Origin of the sequence: Azospirillum canadense, from assembly GCF_025961225.1 — a bacterium.
GTDB classification, from domain to species: Bacteria; Pseudomonadota; Alphaproteobacteria; order Azospirillales; family Azospirillaceae; genus Azospirillum; species Azospirillum canadense.
On record NZ_JAOQNG010000004.1, the window covers coordinates 551,852 to 570,858 of the forward strand.

Annotated in this window: 18 protein-coding genes; 13 read left to right on the forward strand and 5 right to left on the reverse strand. The window is 69.0% G+C overall.

Going from position 1 to position 19,007, the window contains the following annotated elements:
- Nucleotides 1–159: 159 nt before the first annotated feature.
- Nucleotides 160–1,356: an ABC transporter substrate-binding protein gene (locus tag M2351_RS24115; RefSeq protein WP_264658593.1), complete on the reverse strand. Its 1,197-nt coding sequence runs from the start codon at nt 1,354–1,356 to the stop codon at nt 160–162.
- Nucleotides 1,357–1,588: 232 nt separating this feature from the next.
- Nucleotides 1,589–2,446: an IclR family transcriptional regulator domain-containing protein gene (locus M2351_RS24120; protein ID WP_264658594.1), complete on the reverse strand. Its 858-nt coding sequence runs from the start codon at nt 2,444–2,446 to the stop codon at nt 1,589–1,591.
- Between the two features lie 190 nt (nt 2,447–2,636).
- Here M2351_RS24120 and M2351_RS24125 point away from each other — a divergent pair, with 190 nt between their 5' ends.
- The 9 genes from M2351_RS24125 to M2351_RS24165 all read left to right on the forward strand — a co-directional run bounded on the left by M2351_RS24125 (nt 2,637) and on the right by M2351_RS24165 (nt 10,901).
- Complete coding sequence (locus M2351_RS24125) at nt 2,637–3,503, forward strand: CoA transferase subunit A (protein ID WP_264658595.1); 867 nt, start codon at nt 2,637–2,639, stop codon at nt 3,501–3,503.
- A complete protein-coding gene (locus M2351_RS24130; RefSeq protein WP_264658596.1) occupies nt 3,503–4,315 on the forward strand; it encodes a CoA-transferase subunit beta in 813 nt (270 codons plus the stop codon). The genes M2351_RS24125 and M2351_RS24130 overlap by 1 nt, the downstream gene beginning before the upstream one ends.
- Nucleotides 4,316–4,317: 2 nt before the next feature.
- Nucleotides 4,318–5,517 (forward strand): 3-oxoadipyl-CoA thiolase, encoded by a 1,200-nt coding sequence (gene pcaF, locus M2351_RS24135; RefSeq protein WP_264658597.1) that lies wholly within the window; start codon nt 4,318–4,320, stop codon nt 5,515–5,517.
- A gap of 140 nt (nt 5,518–5,657) precedes the next feature.
- Entirely contained in the window at nt 5,658–6,455 is a 798-nt protein-coding gene (pcaD, locus tag M2351_RS24140; RefSeq protein ID WP_264658598.1) for a 3-oxoadipate enol-lactonase, read from the forward strand.
- Nucleotides 6,445–6,840 carry a 4-carboxymuconolactone decarboxylase gene (gene pcaC, locus M2351_RS24145; protein ID WP_264658599.1) on the forward strand — a complete coding sequence of 132 codons (396 nt, stop codon included), beginning with the start codon at nt 6,445–6,447 and terminating at the stop codon, nt 6,838–6,840. The genes pcaD and pcaC overlap by 11 nt, the downstream gene beginning before the upstream one ends.
- Nucleotides 6,841–6,845: 5 nt before the next feature.
- Nucleotides 6,846–8,234 (forward strand): 3-carboxy-cis,cis-muconate cycloisomerase, encoded by a 1,389-nt coding sequence (locus M2351_RS24150; RefSeq protein ID WP_264658600.1) that lies wholly within the window; start codon nt 6,846–6,848, stop codon nt 8,232–8,234.
- Entirely contained in the window at nt 8,231–8,944 is a 714-nt protein-coding gene (gene pcaH, locus M2351_RS24155) for a protocatechuate 3,4-dioxygenase subunit beta (RefSeq protein WP_264658601.1), read from the forward strand. Before M2351_RS24150 ends, pcaH begins: the two co-directional genes overlap by 4 nt.
- 3 nt (nt 8,945–8,947) lie before the next feature.
- Nucleotides 8,948–9,532 (forward strand): protocatechuate 3,4-dioxygenase subunit alpha, encoded by a 585-nt coding sequence (pcaG, locus tag M2351_RS24160; RefSeq protein WP_264658602.1) that lies wholly within the window; start codon nt 8,948–8,950, stop codon nt 9,530–9,532.
- A gap of 94 nt (nt 9,533–9,626) precedes the next feature.
- Nucleotides 9,627–10,901, forward strand: coding sequence for a CynX/NimT family MFS transporter (locus M2351_RS24165; protein ID WP_264658603.1), 1,275 nt, complete (start codon nt 9,627–9,629; stop codon nt 10,899–10,901).
- Between the two features lie 4 nt (nt 10,902–10,905).
- On the opposite strand, the gene M2351_RS24170 is transcribed toward M2351_RS24165, so the two are convergent.
- The 3 genes from M2351_RS24170 to M2351_RS24180 all read right to left on the reverse strand — a co-directional run bounded on the left by M2351_RS24170 (nt 10,906) and on the right by M2351_RS24180 (nt 14,579).
- Nucleotides 10,906–11,841: a GH12 family glycosyl hydrolase domain-containing protein gene (locus M2351_RS24170; RefSeq protein WP_264658604.1), complete on the reverse strand. Its 936-nt coding sequence runs from the start codon at nt 11,839–11,841 to the stop codon at nt 10,906–10,908.
- A gap of 87 nt (nt 11,842–11,928) precedes the next feature.
- Complete coding sequence (locus tag M2351_RS24175) at nt 11,929–13,521, reverse strand: MFS transporter (RefSeq protein ID WP_264658605.1); 1,593 nt, start codon at nt 13,519–13,521, stop codon at nt 11,929–11,931.
- Nucleotides 13,518–14,579, reverse strand: coding sequence for an HlyD family secretion protein (locus tag M2351_RS24180; protein WP_264658606.1), 1,062 nt, complete (start codon nt 14,577–14,579; stop codon nt 13,518–13,520). Before M2351_RS24180 ends, M2351_RS24175 begins: the two co-directional genes overlap by 4 nt.
- A gap of 316 nt (nt 14,580–14,895) precedes the next feature.
- Between M2351_RS24180 and M2351_RS24185 the strand changes: the two genes are divergently transcribed.
- From M2351_RS24185 to M2351_RS24200, 4 genes are read left to right on the forward strand one after another with little or no spacing between them, the layout of a single operon-like run.
- Entirely contained in the window at nt 14,896–16,095 is a 1,200-nt protein-coding gene (locus M2351_RS24185) for an ABC transporter substrate-binding protein (RefSeq protein ID WP_264658607.1), read from the forward strand.
- Between the two features lie 51 nt (nt 16,096–16,146).
- Complete coding sequence (locus M2351_RS24190; RefSeq protein WP_264658608.1) at nt 16,147–17,253, forward strand: ABC transporter ATP-binding protein; 1,107 nt, start codon at nt 16,147–16,149, stop codon at nt 17,251–17,253.
- Complete coding sequence (locus M2351_RS24195) at nt 17,250–18,161, forward strand: ABC transporter permease (RefSeq protein WP_264658609.1); 912 nt, start codon at nt 17,250–17,252, stop codon at nt 18,159–18,161. Before M2351_RS24190 ends, M2351_RS24195 begins: the two co-directional genes overlap by 4 nt.
- Nucleotides 18,162–18,166: 5 nt before the next feature.
- Nucleotides 18,167–19,003: an ABC transporter permease gene (locus M2351_RS24200; RefSeq protein WP_264658610.1), complete on the forward strand. Its 837-nt coding sequence runs from the start codon at nt 18,167–18,169 to the stop codon at nt 19,001–19,003.
- Nucleotides 19,004–19,007 lie beyond the last annotated feature (4 nt).

Consider the following 19,007-nt stretch of genomic DNA (forward strand, 5'->3'; position numbering starts at 1 on the left):
GGACTCCCGCCTTAATCCCCTCTCCCCTCTGGGGAGAGGGTTAGGGTGAGGGGGTCCGGCTGTTGCCGAACTGTTCGGTCCCCCTGCAACCCCCTCACCCCGACCCTCTCCGCCCCCAATATTTCTGGGTGGGGAGAGGGGGAATGAAGCGGGAGAGGGTTACTTCCCGCCCTTGTAGCCGTAGTCCGGCTGGTCGGGGAAGCTGGCGATCTCCGTGTTCTGGAGCTTGCCGTCCTTCCGCTCGGTCACGCGCAGGTAGATGGTCTGGGTGACGTGGCGGGAGTTGGGGTCGATCTTCAGCGGACCGCGCGGGCTGTCCCAGGCCATGCCCTTGACCGCCTCCACCGCCTTCAACCCGTCAGGCTTGCCGCCCGTCGCCTCGACCATCTTGTAGATGACGTGGGTGCCGTCGTAGGCGCCGACCGTGCTGAAGGTCACCAGATCGGACGAGCCGAACAGCTCCTTGGCCTTCGCCAGGAGTTGGCGGTTCATCTCAGAATCGTGGGCTTGGCTGTAGTTGAAGGTGGTCGTGATGCCGACCGCCGCGTCGCCCAGCGCCGGCAGGTCCGGTTCCTGGGTGATGTCGCCGGGGCCGAAGAACTTGATGCCCGCGGCCTTCAGGCCGGTGTCGTTGAAGGCCTTGGCGAAGCCCAGCGTGGTCGGGCCGGCGGGCAGGAAGGCGTAGATGGCCTCCGCCCCCGAATCCTTGATGCGCTGCATGAAGGGCGCGAAGTCCGTGGACTTCAGCGGCATGCGGATGCTGTCCACGACCTGCCCGCCGGCCTTCTCGAAAGTCTGCTTGAAGGCCGTTTCGCCGTCGATGCCCGGGCCGTAGTCGCTGACCGCGGTCACCACCTTCTTGATGCCCTGCTTGGCCATGTGCTCGGCCAGCGGCACCGTGTTCTGCCACAGCGTGAAGGAGGTGCGGACATAGCGCGGCGATTTTTCGGTGATGGCGGACGTCGCGGCGTTGAAGATCACGCAAGGAATGTTCGCCTCGTCGATCAGCGGGGCGACCGCCAGCGCGTCGGGCGTGAAGAAGAAGCCGGCGAGGTAGCCGACCTTTTCCTTGACGATCAACTCCTGCGCCAGGGCCTTGCTCTGCGCCGGATTGGCTTGGTCCAGGTCCTTGTAGACGAACTCGATGGTGTCGCCGCCGACCGTTTTGCCGTGCTGGGCCTGATAAATCTCGATGCCCTGCTTGAAGGTCTGGCCGGCTGTCGCGAAGGGGCCGGAGAAGGGGGCGATCACGCCCACCTTGATGGTCGCGGCCCAGGTCGTACCGCCGCAGAGCGCCGCGCCGGACGCCGTCACGAACACGGCCCCGAGCAGAGCCCTGCGCAATGTCTTGGTCATCGTCCCTCCCAATTCGTTGTTCCGGACCCCATTCCATGGATGGGGCCGGTGTCTCGCCGCTTTCCATCGCCGCTTCTGCCCGCCACCCTGTTGGCCAGGGTTGACGGGACTTTAGTGTCTTATCGGGCGGCGCGCGACGGTTCCCGTCGCAGCGTTGCGAAAAGCCTAAGCGCGGCGCCCGGCCCCGTCAAGTGCGATATTTATCTGATTGTGCGTTTATCGCACTAACTTGTCAGTTCACATGGCTGCGGACCAGCAGCACCCGCGCCTCCTCGGCCGCGTGGTGCAGCGGGGGCAGGAAGCGCGCCTCCATCTCCGGACAGGTGACGCGGGCGGCCTGGGTGCTGGCGTTGATGGCCGCGACCACGGTGCCCGACGCCGTTCGCACCGGCACGGCGACGGAGCGCAGTCCCAGCTCCAGTTCCTGGTCCACGAGGGCGAAACCGCGCTCGCGCACCCGCTCGAACTCGCGCCGCAGCACGTCCGGGTTGGTGATGGTGCGTTCGGTGAAGGCCTTCAGTTCGACGCGCGCGAAATAGGCGTCCAACTCCGCCTCCGGCAGGTGGGCCAGCAGGACGCGCCCCATGGAGGTGCAATAGGCGGGCAGGCGGCTGCCGACGTTCAGGCCGACGGACATGATGCGTTTGGTGGCGGCGCGGGCGATGTAGACGACCTCGTCCTCGTCCAGCACGGCGGCGGAACTGGATTCCTGGAGCGCACCGCTGACCTGCTCGATCAGCGGGTCGAGGATGGTCGCCAGCGGGGCCGAGGACAGGAAGGAATAGCCCAGCGCCAGGATCTTCGGCTTCAGGAAGAAGGTCCGCCCGTCCGTCCCGACATAGCCCAGCTGCATCAGCGTCAGCAGGCAGCGGCGCGCGGCGGCGCGCGGCAGCCCGGTGATCTTCGCGATGTCGGCGATGGTCAGGTTCGGGCTGCGTTCCGTGAAGGCCCGGATCACCGACAGGCCACGGGCCAGCGACGTCATGAAGTTCGGGTCGCCGGCGCCCTCCTCGCGGTCGGAACCCGGGCTTTCGGCGGCTTCCGCCGGAGTGGGCGGGGTTCCCCCATGCGTCTTTTTCATCCCAGCCATTTTGTTTCCCTGGTAACTTGTTGGGACCGCTGAAATACTGGGATTTCCCGGCATTATGGGCGATAAGCGAACAATAACAGCCATATTCGCCCTTGACAAGGGTCAAGGGCGGCTTTCATGATGTGCGAAGAATGAACATGAGTGCGGTAATCGCACCAACTTTTCACCGCATGCTTGGGAGGGTTGTCTCATGGCGCGGCTCACGCCTCTGCACGAGGCGGTATCCGACATCATCCAGAACGGCGACACCGTGGCGCTGGAGGGGTTCACCCACCTCATCCCGCACGCCGCCGGGCACGAAATCATCCGCCAGGGCAAGACGGACCTGACGCTGGTCCGCATGACGCCGGACCTGATCTACGACCAGATCATCGGCTCCGGCTGTGCATCGAAGCTGATCTTCTCCTGGGGCGGCAATCCGGGCGTGGGGTCGCTCCACCGCTTCCGCGACGCCATCGAGCAGGGCTGGCCCCGGCCGCTGGCCTATGAGGAGCACAGCCACGCGGCCCTAGCGAACGCCTATGTCGCCGGCGCCTCGAACCTGCCCTTCGCGGTGCTGCGCGGCTACACCGGCTCCGACCTGCCGAAGGTCAACCCGAACATCCGCTTCATCGAATGCCCCTTCACGGGGGAGAAGCTGGCGGCGATCCCCTCGATCCGGCCGGACGTGACGGTGATCCACGCGCAGAAGGCCGACCGGCGCGGCAACGTGCTGCTGTGGGGCATCGTCGGCGTGCAGAAGGAGGCGGTGCTGGCCGCCAAGCGCGCCATCGTCACGGTGGAGGAGGTGGTGGACGAATTGGACGCCCCGCCCAACGCCTGCGTTCTGCCGCGCTGGGCCGTCGCGGCGGTCTGCCACGTGCCGGGCGGCGCCTACCCATCCTACGCCCAGGACTATTACGAGCGCGACAACCGCTTCTACCAGGCCTGGGACGCCATCTCCCGCTCGCGCGAGGCCTTCACGGCCTGGATCGACCGCCACGTCCGCAACACCGCGGATTTCGAGGAGTTCAAGCGCGTCTTCGCCGAGACGACGAAGAGCAAGGAGGCGGTGTGATGGACGCTCTCAAAACCAACACTGGCGTTCTGGAATTCACCGCGACCGAGATCATGACCGTCGCGGCCAGCCGCCTGCTGAAGGACGGCACGGTCTGCTTCGTCGGCATCGGTCTGCCCTCCACCGCCGCCAACCTCGCGCGGCTGACCCACGCGCCGGACGTGGTGCTGATCTATGAATCCGGCCCGATCGGCGCCAAGCCGACGGTGCTGCCGCTGTCCATCGGCGACGGCGAACTGGCGCTGACCGCCGACACGGTCGTCAGCACGCCGGAGATCTTCCGCTATTGGCTGCAGGGCGGGCGCATCGACGTCGGCTTCCTGGGGGCGGCGCAGGTTGACCGCTTCGCCAACATCAACACGACGGTGATCGGCGACTACGCGAACCCGAAGGTCCGCCTGCCGGGCGCCGGCGGCGCGCCGGAGATCGCCTCCCAAGCGAAGGAGGTCTTCATCGTGCTGAAGCAGAGCACGAAGGCCTTCGTCAACAAGCTGCCCTTCATCACGTCGGCCGGCTACCTCGACGGCGGGGACGCGCGGGAGAAGGCGGGCATTCCGGGCAAGGGACCGGCCGCGGTCATCACCGACCTTGGCATCCTGACGCCGGATCCGGTGACTAGGGAATTGACGCTGACCAGCGTTCATCCGGGCGTGACGGTGGAGCAGGTGAAGGCTGCCACCGGCTGGGACCTGAAGGTCAGCCCGGACCTGACGACCACCGCGGTTCCGCAGTCTCATGAACTGGAGGCCCTGCGCGACCTCCTGGCCCACACCGCCAAAGCCCACGGCCAATCCGCTGGTGGGGAAGGATAATCATGACCGACGCATTCCTCTGTGACGCCATCCGCACGCCGATCGGCCGCTACGCCGGGTCCCTGTCCGCCGTGCGCGCCGACGACCTGGGCGCCGTGTCCATCGCCGCCCTGATGGCGCGCAACCCGGGCGTGGACTGGGCCGCGGTGGACGACGTGATCTACGGCTGCGCCAACCATGCCGGCGAGGACAACCGCAACGTCGCCCGTATGTCCGCGCTGCTGGCCGGGCTGCCGGACGTGGTGCCGGGCAGCACCATCAACCGCCTGTGCGGCTCCGGCCTCGACGCTATCGCCACCGCGGGCCGCGCCATCAAGGCCGGCGAGACGGCGCTGATGATCGCCGGCGGCGTTGAGAGCATGAGCCGCGCCCCCTTCGTCATGGGCAAGGCGGATACGGCCTACTCCCGCGCCGCGGAGATGTACGACACCACCATCGGCTGGCGCTTCGTCAATCCCCGGATGAAGGCGGAATACGGCGTGGATTCCATGCCGGAAACGGGCGAGAACGTGGCCGAGGATTTCGGCGTGTCGCGCGCCGACCAGGACGCCTTCGCGCTCCGCAGCCAGCAACGCGCCGCCCGTGCGATCCGCGACGGGCTGATGGCGCAGGAGATCGTGCCGGTCACGGTGAAGGGTCGCAAAGGTGACACGGTCGTCAGCGTGGATGAGCACCCGCGCGAGACCTCGCTGGAGGCGCTTGCCAAGCTGAAGCCCATCGTCCGCCCGAACGGCACGGTGACCGCCGGCAATGCGTCTGGCGTCAACGACGGCGCCTGCGCGGTGCTGGTCGCGTCGGAAGCCGCCGCCAAGCGCCACGGCCTGACCCCGCGCGCCCGCATCGTCGGGGCGGCCACGGCCGGCGTGCCGCCGCGCATCATGGGCATCGGCCCGGCCCCGGCCACGAAAAAGCTGCTGGAGCGGGTCGGCCTGCCCATCGGCAAGGTCGATCTGGTCGAACTGAACGAGGCCTTCGCCTCCCAGGGGCTTGCGGTGCTGCGAGAACTTGGGCTGCCGGACGATGCCGAGCATGTGAACCCCAACGGCGGCGCCATCGCGCTCGGCCACCCCCTTGGCATGAGCGGCGCGCGGCTCGCCACCGCGGCGCTGTACCAGCTGGAGCGGACCGGTGGGCGCTACGCCCTGTGCACCATGTGCATCGGCGTCGGCCAGGGCATCGCCCTTCTGATCGAGCGGGTGTGACCAATCTCCCTCCCCCGCCCAGCGGGGGAGGGTTGGAGTGGGGGCAAGGCTTCGCTGGTACGTTCGGCAAAAGCGCAACCCCCTCACCCTAACCCTCTCCCCAGGGGGAGAGGGGATTAAGAAGAAGAGGAGGGAAACGCATGGCGTTCATCGCTGCTGGGGGCATCACGGTCCATTATGACCTCGCAGGTCCGTCGGATGCTCCGGTCATCCTGTTCGCAAATTCCATCGGCACCAGCTTCCACATCTGGGACGACATGGTGCCGGACCTCGTCAAGCGTTACCGCGTGCTGCGCTACGACATGCGCGGGCACGGGCTGACCGACGCGACGCCCAGCGCCTACAGCATGGATACGCTGGCCGACGACGCGCTCAGCCTGCTGGATGCGCTGGGCATCGAACGGGCGCATGTCTGCGGGCTCAGCATCGGCGGGATGATGGCGCAACGGCTGGCCGCGAAGGCGCCTCAGCGGGTGCTCTCGCTGATCCTGTGCGACACCGCCAGCGTCATCGGCCCGCCGGAGGTCTGGGACACGCGCATCGCCGCCATCGAGGAGCGCGGCATGGAGGCCATCGCGTCCGGCGTGATGGCGCGCTGGTTCACGCAACGGTTCCGCACGGAGCAGGAAGGCCGCGTGCGCGGCTACGTCACCATGGTCGCGCGGACCACAGCGGAGGGCTACATCGGCTGCTCCAGGGCGATCCGCGACGCCGACCTGACGGAGGACGACCGCCGCATCGCTTGCCCGACGCTGGTCATTGTCGGGGAGCATGACGTGGCGACCCCGCCCGCGCAGGCCGAGCAACTGGCCGCGACCATCCCCGGCGCCCGCCTCGCCGTCCTGCCGGACGCCGCGCACATCCCCTGCGTGGAGCGGCCGGACGCGATGAACGCCCTGATCCTGGACTTCCTGGGAGCGACCGGCCATGGCCGATGACCTGTACGAGAACGGGATGGCGGTCCGCCGCGCCGTCCTGGGGGAGGCGCATGTGGAGCGCTCCACCCAGCGCGCGACGGACTTCGACCGGGATTTCCAGCGCTTCATCACGCAGACCGCCTGGGGCTCCGTCTGGACCCGGCCGGGGCTGGACGTGCGGACGCGCAGCATGCTGACCATCGCCATGCTGGCCGCCCTGGGGCAGGAGCATGAACTGGCCCTGCACATCCGCGCCACGCGCAACACCGGCGTGACCCGCGAGGAGGTGAAGGAAATCCTGATCCAGGCCGCCGTCTACGCCGGGGTCCCGGCAGCGAACTCCGCCATCGCGCTCGCCAAGCGGATCTATGCGGAGATGGAAGACGAGGACCGGCAGGAGGCCTGACCGCCATGGACGATGTCGCCTGGGGCGATCCGCTCCTCGACCCGCTGTTCACCACGGAGAAGGCCGCCCGCCTCTTCGCGCCGCGCGCCCGATTACAGGGGATGCTGGACTTCGAGGCGGCACTGGCCCGCGTGGAGGCCGCGGTCGGCGTCATTCCCGGCACGGCGGTGGCGGCCATCGCCAAGGCTTGCGACGCGTCGCTCTATGACCTGAACGCGCTCGGGGCCGAGGCGGCGCTGGCCGGCAACACGGCGATCCCGATGGTCAAGCACCTGACCCGCAAGGTGAAGGAGGCGGACGAGGAAGCCTCGCGCTACGTCCACTGGGGCGCCACCAGCCAGGACGCCATGGACACGGGGCTGGTGCTCCAACTCCGCGCCTTCGTCGATGCGTTGGACGCCGACCTGGAGCGGCTGTGCGGCAGCCTCGCCACGTTGGCGGACAAGCACCGAGCCACGCCGATGGTCGCCCGCACTTGGCTTCAGCACGCGCTGCCGACCACCTTCGGGCTGAAGGCCGCGGGGTGGCTCGACGCGCTGACCCGCGACCGGGAGCGGCTGGCGGCGGCGCGGGGGAGGCTGGCGCTCCAGTTCGGCGGGGCGGCGGGGACTCTGGCCGCGCTGGGCGACCGGGGCATGGCGGTGGCGAAGGCCCTGGCGAAGGAATTGGACCTGCCCCTGCCGGCGCTGCCCTGGCACGCGAGCCGCGACCGGGTGGTGGAACTGGCGACCGCGCTCGGGCTGCTGGCTGGGACGCTCGGCACGCTGGGGCGTGATCTGTCACTCATGATGCAGGTGGAGGTGGGCGAGGCTTTCGAGCCGGCGGCACCCGGCCGCGGTGGCTCCTCCACCATGCCGCACAAGCGCAATCCGGTGGCCTCCGCCGTGCTGTTGTCCACGGCGGTGCGCGCACCGGCGCTGGTCGGCGGCTTGCTCGCCGGCATGGTGCAGGAGCATGAGCGGGGCCTCGGCGGCTGGCACGCGGAATGGCAGGCGCTGCCGGACCTGTGCCGGCTGGTCGCCGGCGCTGCCCACCACGCGGCCGAGGCCTTCGGCGGGCTGGAGATCGACGCGGAGCGCATGCGCCGCAACATCGACCTGACCCAGGGCCTGATCATGGCGGAGGCGGTGACCATGGCGCTCGGCGACCGCATGGGGCGCATGGTCGCCCATAGCCTCGTCGCCGAGGCGAGCCGCCGCGCCGCATCGGAAAAACGCCCCCTGCGCGCCGTGCTGGAGGAGGACAGGCGGGTGACGGAGGCGCTGGATGGTGCCGCGCTCGATCGCCTGTTCGACCCGCTGGGCTACGTGGGCGCCGCGAACGCCTTCATCGACCGGGTGTTGGCGGGGCTTGGCAACATAAAAGAAGAGACTTTCAGGAGGACACACCCATGACCGACGCAAAATCCCCCGGCTACCGGCCGCGGGACTGGAGCCAGCACCCGCCGTACCTGAGCCCGGAGTACAAGTCGACCGTCCTGCGCTCCCCGCGCAAACCGCTGGTTCCGATGAAGGCGTCCCTGTCGGAGCTGACCGGGCCGGTCTTCGGGCACGAGAGCCTGGACGCGCTCGACGCCGACCTGACCCGCAACGGCCGCGTCAACGGGGAGCCGCTGGGCGAGCGCATCATCGTCACCGGCCGCGTGCTGGACGAGGACGGCCGCCCGGTGCCCAACACGCTGCTGGAGGTCTGGCAGGCCAACTCCGTCGGCCGCTACGTCCACAAATGGGACCAGCACGACGCGCCGCTCGATCCGAACTTCTTCGGGGCCGGCCGCTGCGCGACCGACGAGAACGGGCGTTACCGCTTCATCAGCATCAAGCCGGGCGCCTACCCCTGGCGCAACCACCACAACGCGTGGCGGCCGGCGCACATCCATTTCTCGCTGTTCGGGCCGTCCTTCGTGACGCGGCTGGTCACCCAGATGTATTTCCCCGGTGACCCGCTGCTGCCGCTCGACCCCATCTACAACGGGGTGCCGGAGGGGGCTCGGGAACGGCTGGTGTCCCGCTTCTCCATCGACGTGACCGAGCCGGAATGGGCGCTCGGCTACGAGTTCGACATCGTCCTGCGCGGACGCAACGAGACCCCGACGGAGGGCTGAGCCATGCTGAAACAGACCGCGAGCCAGACCGTCGGCCCATACTTCGCCTACGCGCTGACACCGCAATCCTATGGGCGCGTCGGGCTGGGCAGCAGCACCATGGTGGACCAGGAGACGCGCGGCGAGCGCATCCGCATCGAGGGCCGCGTCTTCGACGGCACCGGCGCGCCGGTGGTCGACGCGGTGATCGAGCTGTGGCAGGCCAACGCCGCGGGCCGCTACCGCCACCCCGCCGACACGCGCGACCATGTGGAGATTGACCCGCACTTCACCGGCTTCGGCCGCACGGGAACAGACGGGCAGGGCCAGTACTGGTTCGACACGGTGAAGCCGGGCGCGCTGGGCGACGGGCAGGCGCCGCACGTCAACGTGACGGTGCTGGCCCGCGGAATGCTCTCCCACGCCTTCACCCGCCTCTATTTCGACGACGAGGCGGGGGCGAACGCGGAGGACGCGCTGCTGCAGAGCGTGCCGGCGGATCGGCGCGCCACCCTGGTCGCCAAGCGGGTGGAGACGGGGGGCGGTGTCGCGTACCGCTTCGACATCCACCTCCAGGGCGACGACGAGACCGTGTTCTTCGACGCCTGATCCTGTTAGGGTCCCTGCCCAGCGCGCCACGCCGGACCGAACGTCCGGCGTGGCCGTTCGCATTCGGCCCCACGGATCGCACGTTCGAGTCATCATGCACGGCACGCACATTGTTCGGCACGGGGATAACCGGGCCGAGCCGACACTCGCCGACGAGCTTCTCATTGATGCGGAGGAGGACGCGGAACCGTCGCCGCCGTCGCGGCACCCGATTCTGTTGGGTGTCGCGCTGGTGCTGGTGGCGCTGAACCTGCGCCCGGCCCTGTCGAGCGTGGCGCCCATCCTGGCGGAGTTGGTGCGCGACACCGGCCTGTCCGCGACGATGGCCAGCGCGCTGACCACGCTGCCGGTGCTGTGCCTGGGCGTGTTCGGGCTGCTGGCGCCGGGGCTTGCCCGCCGGCACGGCAGCGAGCGCGTCGTCCTGCTGACCCTCATCGTCCTGGCGGCGGGGATCGGGTTGCGCGCGGTGCCGGCCTTTCCGGCGCAGGCGCTGGGGGCCGTCGCCGCCGGGGCCGGGATCGGCATCATCGGCGCGCTGCTGCCCGGCATCGTGAAGCGGGACTTCCCGAACCATCCCGCGCTGATGACCGGCGTCTACACCATGGGCCTCTGCGCCGGGGCGGCGCTGGCGGCCGGGGCGACGCTGCCGCTCGCGCGTGCGCTGCACGGGTCCTGGTCGCTGGCGCTCGCCTGCTGGGCATTGCCTGCCCTGGCGGCGGCGGTGATCTGGGCCGTTCTCGCCCCGTCCCCGGCGGCGCACGCGGCGCGGCGGGCCGCGCGGCTGGCGGGCGGGCTGTGGCGCGACCGGCTGGCTTGGCAGGTGACCCTGTTCATGGGGCTGCAATCCTCGCTGGCCTACATCGTCTTCGGCTGGCTGGCGGTGATCCTACGCGACCGCGGGGTGGAACCGGTGACCGCCGGGCTGGTCGTCTCGGCCTCCATCATGGTGCAGGTCGGCTCATCCCTGGTGGCCCCCATCCTGGCGACGCGGTCGCGCGGGCAGAGCCTTGCCGTGGTGGTCGTGCTGGGCTGCACGCTGGCCGGCCTGCTCGGCTGCCTGTTCGCGCCGCTTTGGTCGCTGTGGGGCTGGTCGGCGCTGCTGGGCATCGGGCAAGGCGGGTCCTTCGCCATCGCCCTGACCATCATCGTGCTGCGCTCTGGCGACTCGCACATCGCCGCCCAACTGTCGGGCATGGCGCAGAGCGTCGGTTACGCGCTCGCCTCCCTTGGGCCCCTGGCGGCGGGCCTGCTGCACGACCGCACCGGCGGCTGGGGAGCGACGGGCATCCTGGTCATCGCGATCACGTTGGCCGCCACGCTGTTCGGCGTCGCCGCCGGCCGCGATCGGCAGGTGCTGGAGACCGAATAGGCCGTTACGAGAGCGTCGGCGGGGCGATAACGCCGCTGTCGGGCTGGGGGAGCAGTGCGGCGGCAGCCGGTGCCGGCGCTGGTGTCGGTGTCGCGGGCGTGCCGACGGTGCCGGGGGGAATGGTCGGGGGCGGCGGTGCGCCCATGAAGTTCACGGCTAGGTTCGCGATGTTCAGCGACCCCGCGCCCGCGGTGACCTCCGAGCCCAGTTGGACGCCCAGCAGCCAGTCGTCCCTGGCGACGATTCCCCGGTCGACCAGCGTCTTCATCAACGCGTCCACGTCGAAGGTGCCGGCCAGCTGGTCCTGGTCGTATTTGACGGCCGTGTATTCCCAGTTCACCGGGTTGGTGTCGACCCCGCCGCTGAAGACCTTCTTGTTCCACAGGGTGGCCGTCCCGGTCTGGTCCGTAAGCTTCGCCACCTGCTGGCCGGCCGGGGTGAAGTAGCCGCTGTGGACCCACACCATCACCTCGTCCGTCACGCCGGCCAGCCCCTTGGACGGGTCGTCGCTGATCCACAGGCTGAAGGCCACGTTGTAGAGCCTGGGGTCGCCCGTGATGCCGAAGTTGTAGCCAATGTCCAGGTTCTGCACGTCGCCGATGCGCGCCGGCAGGTTGACCGTGGTGGAGGGGGCGTTGCCCCAGGGGCTTGCGCCGTAGGTCAGCTCCGGATAGGCCCGCACGGGGTAGTTGTCGTAGGTCAGCGCGCGCCGGCTGTCGTAGGGCCAGCTCCAGGAGATGGCCGTCCCGCTGGGAAACGCGGTGCCCGGGGTAGCGGTGCCTGCGGTGGCGGCGCCCTGGGTGGTGGCGTTGGCGTCCGGGACGGTGATCGTCTGGGTGAAATCACGGCCGTTCTGGTAGCGTCCCGGATTCCAGACGTTGGCGTTCACGGCCCAGCCGTTGGCGGCGAAACTGTCGTAGTTTCCGGACAAGGTCGGCATGGGATCCCTCGATGGCTCTTCCTCCGCGCCACTCCAAGCGCGCGGGTTTTCTTCAACATCGGGGACGGCGGATGATCGCGGCGGCGGTCAGCTCCCCGGCGCGGGGCGGAGCAGCGCGATCAGCAGCAGGCCCCCGATGATGAACCAGCCGATCACGACGAAGCCGTCGATGTAGGCCAGGACGTAGGACTGCGAGCGCACGGTGGCGGCCAGCAGCGCCGCCGCGCGGTCCGCAGCCTCGCCATGACCGACGGAGCGGGCGACCACCCGCGCGGCGGTGCCGGCCAGTCGCTGCACGGTGGCGGGATCGCCGGACTCGATGTTCATGCCCAGCGTGAAGGAGTGGAACTGCTCCCGCACCCGCACGAAGGTCTGGATGAAGGCCGCCCCCAGCTCGCCCCCCAGCAGGCGGGAGGTCTGCAGCAGCGCACCCAACGTCAGGATGTGCGTCTGGTTCAGGTTCTTCACGTTGAAGAAGACCAACGACGTCAAGGCGAAGGACTGGCCGAAGGCCTGGAGCATCTGCGAGGGCAGGAAGGTCTCGCTGACCCACTCCGCGGTCAGGTGCGAGGCAAGGAAGCAGGCCATTCCCACGGCGGCGAAGCCCACGGCCATGACCACGCGCGGGTCGGCGTAGCGCAGCAGCGTGCCGACGACCGGCGCCAGCAGGAACTGCGGCAGCGCGATCAGCAGAAGCGTGTCGCCGACCTCCAGCCCGCGGAAATTGTGCACGGTAATCAGGTATTGCGGGATGATGTAGGCGGTGGACAGCATGACCAGCCGGACCATGACCAGCAGCAGACACAGCAGAAGGATGTTGCCCTGGACCAGGGCGCGGAAGTTGATCCAGGGGTTGTCGCAGGTCATCTCCTGCACGACGAAGGCGGCGACCAGCAGCAGGCCTGCCAGCAGCAGGCCGTTGATCAGGCCGGAGTTCAGCCAGTCCAGTCGGTTTCCCTGGTCGAGTGCGGCGTAGACCAGTGCGAATCCGATGCTGGCGTAGGCGATGCCCCACCAGTCCCCGCTTTTCAGCAGGTCGGTCCGCGTGCGCTCCGCCGGCATGCCGAACCAGACGCAGATCCACATCAGCGGGGCGAGCAGGGCAGTGTCCCAGAAGATCCAGTGCCAGTTTAGATTCTCCGACACCCAGCCTTCGATGGAGGCGGAGACGTTCAGCGACAGCTCCACGTTCATGGCGTAGATGGCGAGGCCGTAGACGAGGAACTGCGGCGGCAGATTGCGGACGATGAAGCCGATGGTCAGCGGGATGAAGGTGCCCGACGACAGGCCGGCCAGCACTTGGCAAACCAGCACGCCCGGCAACGAGCCGGTCAGCGGCAGCGCCAGAACGGCGAGCCCGTAGGTGGCGGAGGAGACCAGAAGCACCCGCCGCGGCCCGAAGACCACGCCCAGGAAGGCGGCGCCCGGCGCCACCAGCATCTGCGCCACCGTGTAGGATGTCGTGATCCACGCCCCCTCGTCGTAGCCGGCGCCGATGGCGCCGCGGATGTCGGACAGCCCGAAGGCGGTGATCCGCGAGGTCAGGGTCGAGATGATGGCGCCCAGCAGCACCGCCAGGATGCCGATGTAGGGGTGGGTGGTGATCGCCGGTCCCAGCGGCAACCGAAAGCGGGGGCGGGGAACCGCCGGCAGAGCCCCATCGGCGATCTGGTCGGTCACGACCCGCCCTCGCTGGCGGAGGCGAGATGGCGGGACCCGGCGTTGCTGGTGTCGATGGTCACCACCACCGACATGCCGGGGCGCAGCAGGTCCTCCAGCGGGTTCGGCTCGTCCAGCACGATCTTTACGGGGATGCGCTGCACGATCTTGGTGAAGTTGCCGGTCGCGTTCTCCGGCGGCAGCAGGGCGAACTGGCTGCCGCTGGCCGGTGAATAGGCCTCCACATGGCCGTGCAGGTCCGCGTCCGGATAGGCGTCGACCCGGACGCTGGCCGGCTGGCCGATGCGGATCCGGGTCATCTGGGTTTCCTTGTAGTTCGCGACGACCCAGACCCGGGGCAGGGGCACCAGCGTGATGATCTGGCTGCCCGGACCCACATACTGGCCGGGCCGCACCTGCCGCTGCCCGACCATGCCGTCCGCCGGGGCGGTGATCCGGGTGTAGCCCAGGCTGATGCGGGCGAGCGCCAGTTCGGCGTCGCGTTGCTCGCGCGTGGCCTGGGCCTGCTGCGCCTGGGCGTCGAGTCCCTGAAGGATCGCGGTCTGCTGGTCGATCTGCGCGCGCCCGGCCTCCAGCGCCGCAGCGGCGCGCTGGGCCGCCGCCTGGGCCTGCTGGAGCGCCTGCTGGGTGCCGGCGAGCCCGCGTTCGGCCAGCTCGGTCTGGCGGTCCTCCTCGTGGCGGGTGCGCCAGGCGTCGGCCTCCAGCCCCTTCACGTTGGCCTTGGCCTGCTCAATGAGGGTCCGCTGCGTGATCTTCTGGGCGTCGAGCGCCTGGATGGCGGCGATGGCGGCGTTCAGCGCGGCCTCCGCCTGGGCGACCTTGGCGCGGTAGTCGGCGTCCACGATCTCGGCCAGCAGGTCGCCGGTCTTCACCCGCTGGAAGTCGGCGACCGGAACCGAGCGGACCACGCCCGACACCTGGGCCGCAATGGGCGTGGTGTCGGATTGCAGGTAGGCGTCGTTGGTCGTCTGCCGGATGCTGGAACCGACCCAGAGATCCCAGCGCGTAAAGAAGGCGACGACCAGGACCAGCGCCAGCCCGAAGACGGCCGCCCGCACGATCCACGGACTCCAGGCCACCGGCTGTCCGCTGGCGCCCGGTGTCGCGGCAGGCGGGGGCGGCGGGTCGGGGCTTTGCTTGGTGGCTGCGGGCACAGGGGTTGCGTCTTGGGCGTCGGAGTCGGTCTGGGTCATGACGCTGAGTGTTGGGGCTGCCGTCGGCGAAGACAACGTTTCGGCCGACGATTCATCTCCCCGGGGCCGGGGTGACCCGATGGTTAGCGCCGAAATGGTAAAGTCATCGAATAGTTTGACAATCGATCAAAGCCGTCGCTAGGCTTCCCCAAAAGCATAACCGAGGATGGGAGGAGGGATCATGGGACGCAACAGCGGCCGGCGTTCGGTGCTGGCGGGGTTCGCGGCGACCGGCCTGTTCGTAACGGGCATTTGCGCCGGTGTGCCGGCACAGGCGGAGCTTCCGGCCTTCCCGAAGGAGCCGGTGACGATCAACGTCATCGACGTCGCGGGCAACCTGGCGCTGACCCAGAAGGCCATCGAGAATTATCGGAAGGCCAACCCCACCCGCGTCTCGCGCTTCACCTTCACCAAGGCCCCGGCGCCGGAACTCGCGGGCAAGATCAAGGCGCAGCAGAACGCCGGCCGCGTGGACATCGACCTGGTGCTGACCGGCACCGACGGCCTCGCCGCCGGCATCGAGCAGGGGCTGTGGACCCCGCTCCTGCCCAACTACGCCGAGAAGTTCCCGAACCTGGAGGCGAACTACCTGCCCGCCGCGGGGAAGATGCAGGGGCTGGCCGGCAACCAGGGGATCGTGGTCACCTATTACCCCTCCGGCCCGCTGCTGGAATACGCGCCGGAGCGGGTGAAGACCCCGCCGAAGACCCCGGACGAGCTGCTGGCCTGGTGCAAGGCCAATCCCGGCAAGTTCATGTACGCCCGCCCGGCCAACTCCGGCCCCGGCCGCACCTTCCTGATGGGGCTGCCCTACCTGTTGGGCGACAAGGATCCGAAGGACCCGGTCAACGGCTGGGAGAAGACCTGGGCCTACCTGAAGGACCTCAACTCCTGCATCGAATATTACCCGTCGGGCACGACGGCGACGATGAAGGAGCTGGGCGAGGGATCCCGCGACATGGTGGCCACGACCACGGGCTGGGACATCAACCCGCGCGTGCTCGGCACCGTGCCGAAGGAGGCCAAGGTGGCGGCCCTGAACGGCTTCCACTGGGTGGCCGACGCCCACTACATGGTCGTGCCGAAGGGCCTGCCGCCGGAGAAGCTGGCCGTCGTCCTCGACCTCATGGCCTTCATGTTGAAGCCGGAGCAGCAGGCCTACGCCTACGACGAGGGCTACTTCTACCCCGGCCCGGCCGTGAAGGACGTGACGCTGGCGATGGCCCCGGCCGAGAGCCAGGAAGCGATCAAGGAGTTCGGCCGGCCCGAATACGACAAGCTGATCGCCGACAACCCCATCGAGCTGCCGCTCGACGCCAAGGGCCTGGTCGACGCCTTCCGCCTGTGGGACGAGCGGATCGGGGCGGCGAAGACGAAGTGATGGGGTGGGGGCACCGCGAATTGGAACGATCCAACAACAAGGACACCGCCCATGCCACGCGCCGAGGGCGCTCGACAGCACGGTGAGTTCGGGGAGATCCGGCTGGACCGGGTCAGCCGCGGCTTCGATGGAGTGATGGCGCTGCAGGACCTGGACCTGACGATCCGGCGGGGCGAGTTCATCGCCTTCCTGGGTCCGTCGGGCTGCGGCAAGTCGACGGCGCTGAACTGCGTCGCCGGGCTGCTGTCTCTGACCGGGGGCAGCATCTGGGTGGACGACCGCCGCATCGACGAGTTGCCGCCGGAGCGGCGCGGCTTCGGCATGGTCTTCCAGAACTACGCCCTGTTCCCGCACATGACCGTGCGCAAGAACATCGGCTTCGGGCTCGCCATGCGCGGCGTGCCGAAGGCGGAAGCGGAGGCGCGCATCGACGCGGCGATCCGGCTGGTCCAGCTGGAGGCGCACGGGACCAAGTTGCCCGGGCAGCTGTCCGGCGGCCAGCAGCAGCGCGTCGCCATCGCGCGGGCCATCGTCGTGCAGCCGCCGCTGGTCCTGATGGACGAGCCGCTGTCGAACCTGGACGCCCGGCTTCGGCTGGAGATGCGGCACGAGATCCGCCGCATCCACCAGGAGCTTGGCCGTTCCACCGTCTACGTCACCCACGACCAGGACGAGGCGCTGTCGCTGGCCGACCGCATCGTCGTCCTGCGCGAGGGGCGGGTGCGCCAGATCGGCACGCCGGAGGAGCTGTACGCCCGCCCGGCGACGCTGGACGTCGCGCGCTTCATGGGCTACCGCAACGTGTTCGAAGGCGAGCTTGACCACTGGCAGGATGGCGGCCAAGGGGAGCGCGTGGCCGTGCGCCGGCACGATCTGCGCGTCGTCGGAATGCCCCGAGAAGCGCTGGGCAGCGGACGCCGCGCCGCGGTCGCCATCCGTCCGGAAGACGTGCTGCCCGGTCCGGAGGGTGAGGACGCCATTTCCGGCGTCGTGGAAAGCGTGGAGTTCATCGGGCGCGAATACGCGGCCACGGCGCTGACCCCCACCGGCCTGATGCTGCATTTCCGCTCGCACCAACGGCTCCATCTCGACGAGCCGGTGCATCTGCGCGCGGCACCGGAACGTGTGCTGGTCTTCGCTGCGGAGGAGGGCGCATGACGATCCACGTCGCGGACCATCCCCCGGCGGCTGCGAGGCCGACTCTGCGCCGCCGCATGGCGGCGGCCGGCTGGGACCGCACGACGTTGCTTGTGGTGCCGGCCGCGCTGTTCGTCCTGCTGCTGTTCATCTACCCCTTCATCTACGGCCTGATCCTGTCCTTCGAGCCGATGAAGGGCGGCGCCTTCTCCAACTACACGGCCTTCTTCAGCGACCCGTACCTCTACGACACCATCGGGACGACCATGTGGCTGGCCCTGCCCGCCACGGTGCTGAACATGGCGCTGGCCATGCCCATCGCCTTCCGGGTGCGGAATCTGCGCTGGCAGCGCGCGCTGACGACCATCCTGGTCATTCCGATCACGCTGGGGACCGTGCTGGTTGCGGAAGGGCTGCTGACCTACCTGGGGCCGCAGGGCTGGCTGAACCGCACGCTGATCGAGTTGGGGCTGAGCAGCGGGCCGGTGCGCCTGACGCACAACTATTGGGGCGTCTTCCTGTCACTGGTGATCACCGGCTTCCCCTTCGTCTTCCTGCTGACGCTGTCCTATGTCACCGGCATCGACCCGGCGTTGCCCGCGGCGGCGGCGACGCTGGGCGCCGGCCCCAGCCGGCAGTTCCGCCACATCTTCCTGCCGTTGCTGGTTCCCGGCCTGGCGATCGCCTTCTGCCTGGCCTTCGTGCAGGCCTATTCGGTCTTCCCGTCGGCGGTGCTGCTCGGGGCGCCAGCGGGGCCGACGCGGGTCATCTCCATCGCTGCCTATCAAGCGGCGTTCGAGCAGTACGACTATTCGATGGCCTCGGCCATCGCGATGATCATGGCGGCGGTGCAGCTGGTCGTGGTGGTGGCGGTGCTGGCCGGGCGGCGGCTGTTCTATCGTGGCCCGATGGGCAGCGGGAAGGGGTGACGGGGATGGCGCGCGGCGCGACCTTGATGTCCAAGGCCTGGAACAGCCTCGTCTGGCTGACCATCGGCTTCTTCGTGGTGAACCTGCTGGCGCTCATTGGAGCGGTGGCGGTGAACAGCTTCGCCACGCGCTGGCTCGGCACCTGGTTCCCGCCGGGCTACACCACCCGCTGGTACTTCGCGGCCTGGGACGAGTTCCAGCTGAGCGACGTGCTGCTGGTCACCATGGAGGTGGTGCTGGCGGTGGTCGTGCTGTCGCTGCTGATCGGCGTGCCGGCCGCCTATACGCTGGCGCGGCGGGAGTTCGCGGGCAAGCGGCTGGTGACGCTGCTGTTCGTGCTGCCACTGCTGGTGCCGCCGATCACCTACGGCATCCCGATGGCGACGGTGCTGTACCAGCTGCACCTCGCCGGGACCATGACGGGCGTGATCCTGGCCAACCTCGTCCCCACGGTGCCCTTCGTCATCCTGGTGATGACGCCTTTCATCGAGCAGATCGACCCGAAGCTGGAATCCGCGGCCCGCGTCTTCGGCGCCAACACGTTGCGCGTCTTCCTGCACGTGTTGGTGCCGCTGCTGGCGCCGGGCATGCTGGCGGCCGGGCTGCTGGTGCTGGTGCGCACCGTCGCCATGTTCGAACTGACCTTCCTGACCGCGGGGCCGAGCAGCCAGACGCTGGTCGTGGCACTGTACTACTCGGTCTTCGCGGCGGGCGTGCGGGCCGGCCAGTCGGTGGACGCCATGGCGATGATCTACATGGCGACCACGCTGGTCTGGCTGTTCATCGCGCTGCGCTTCGTCGATCCGACGCAGCTCGTCACCCGCGTCAAGAAGACGTCGTAAGAGC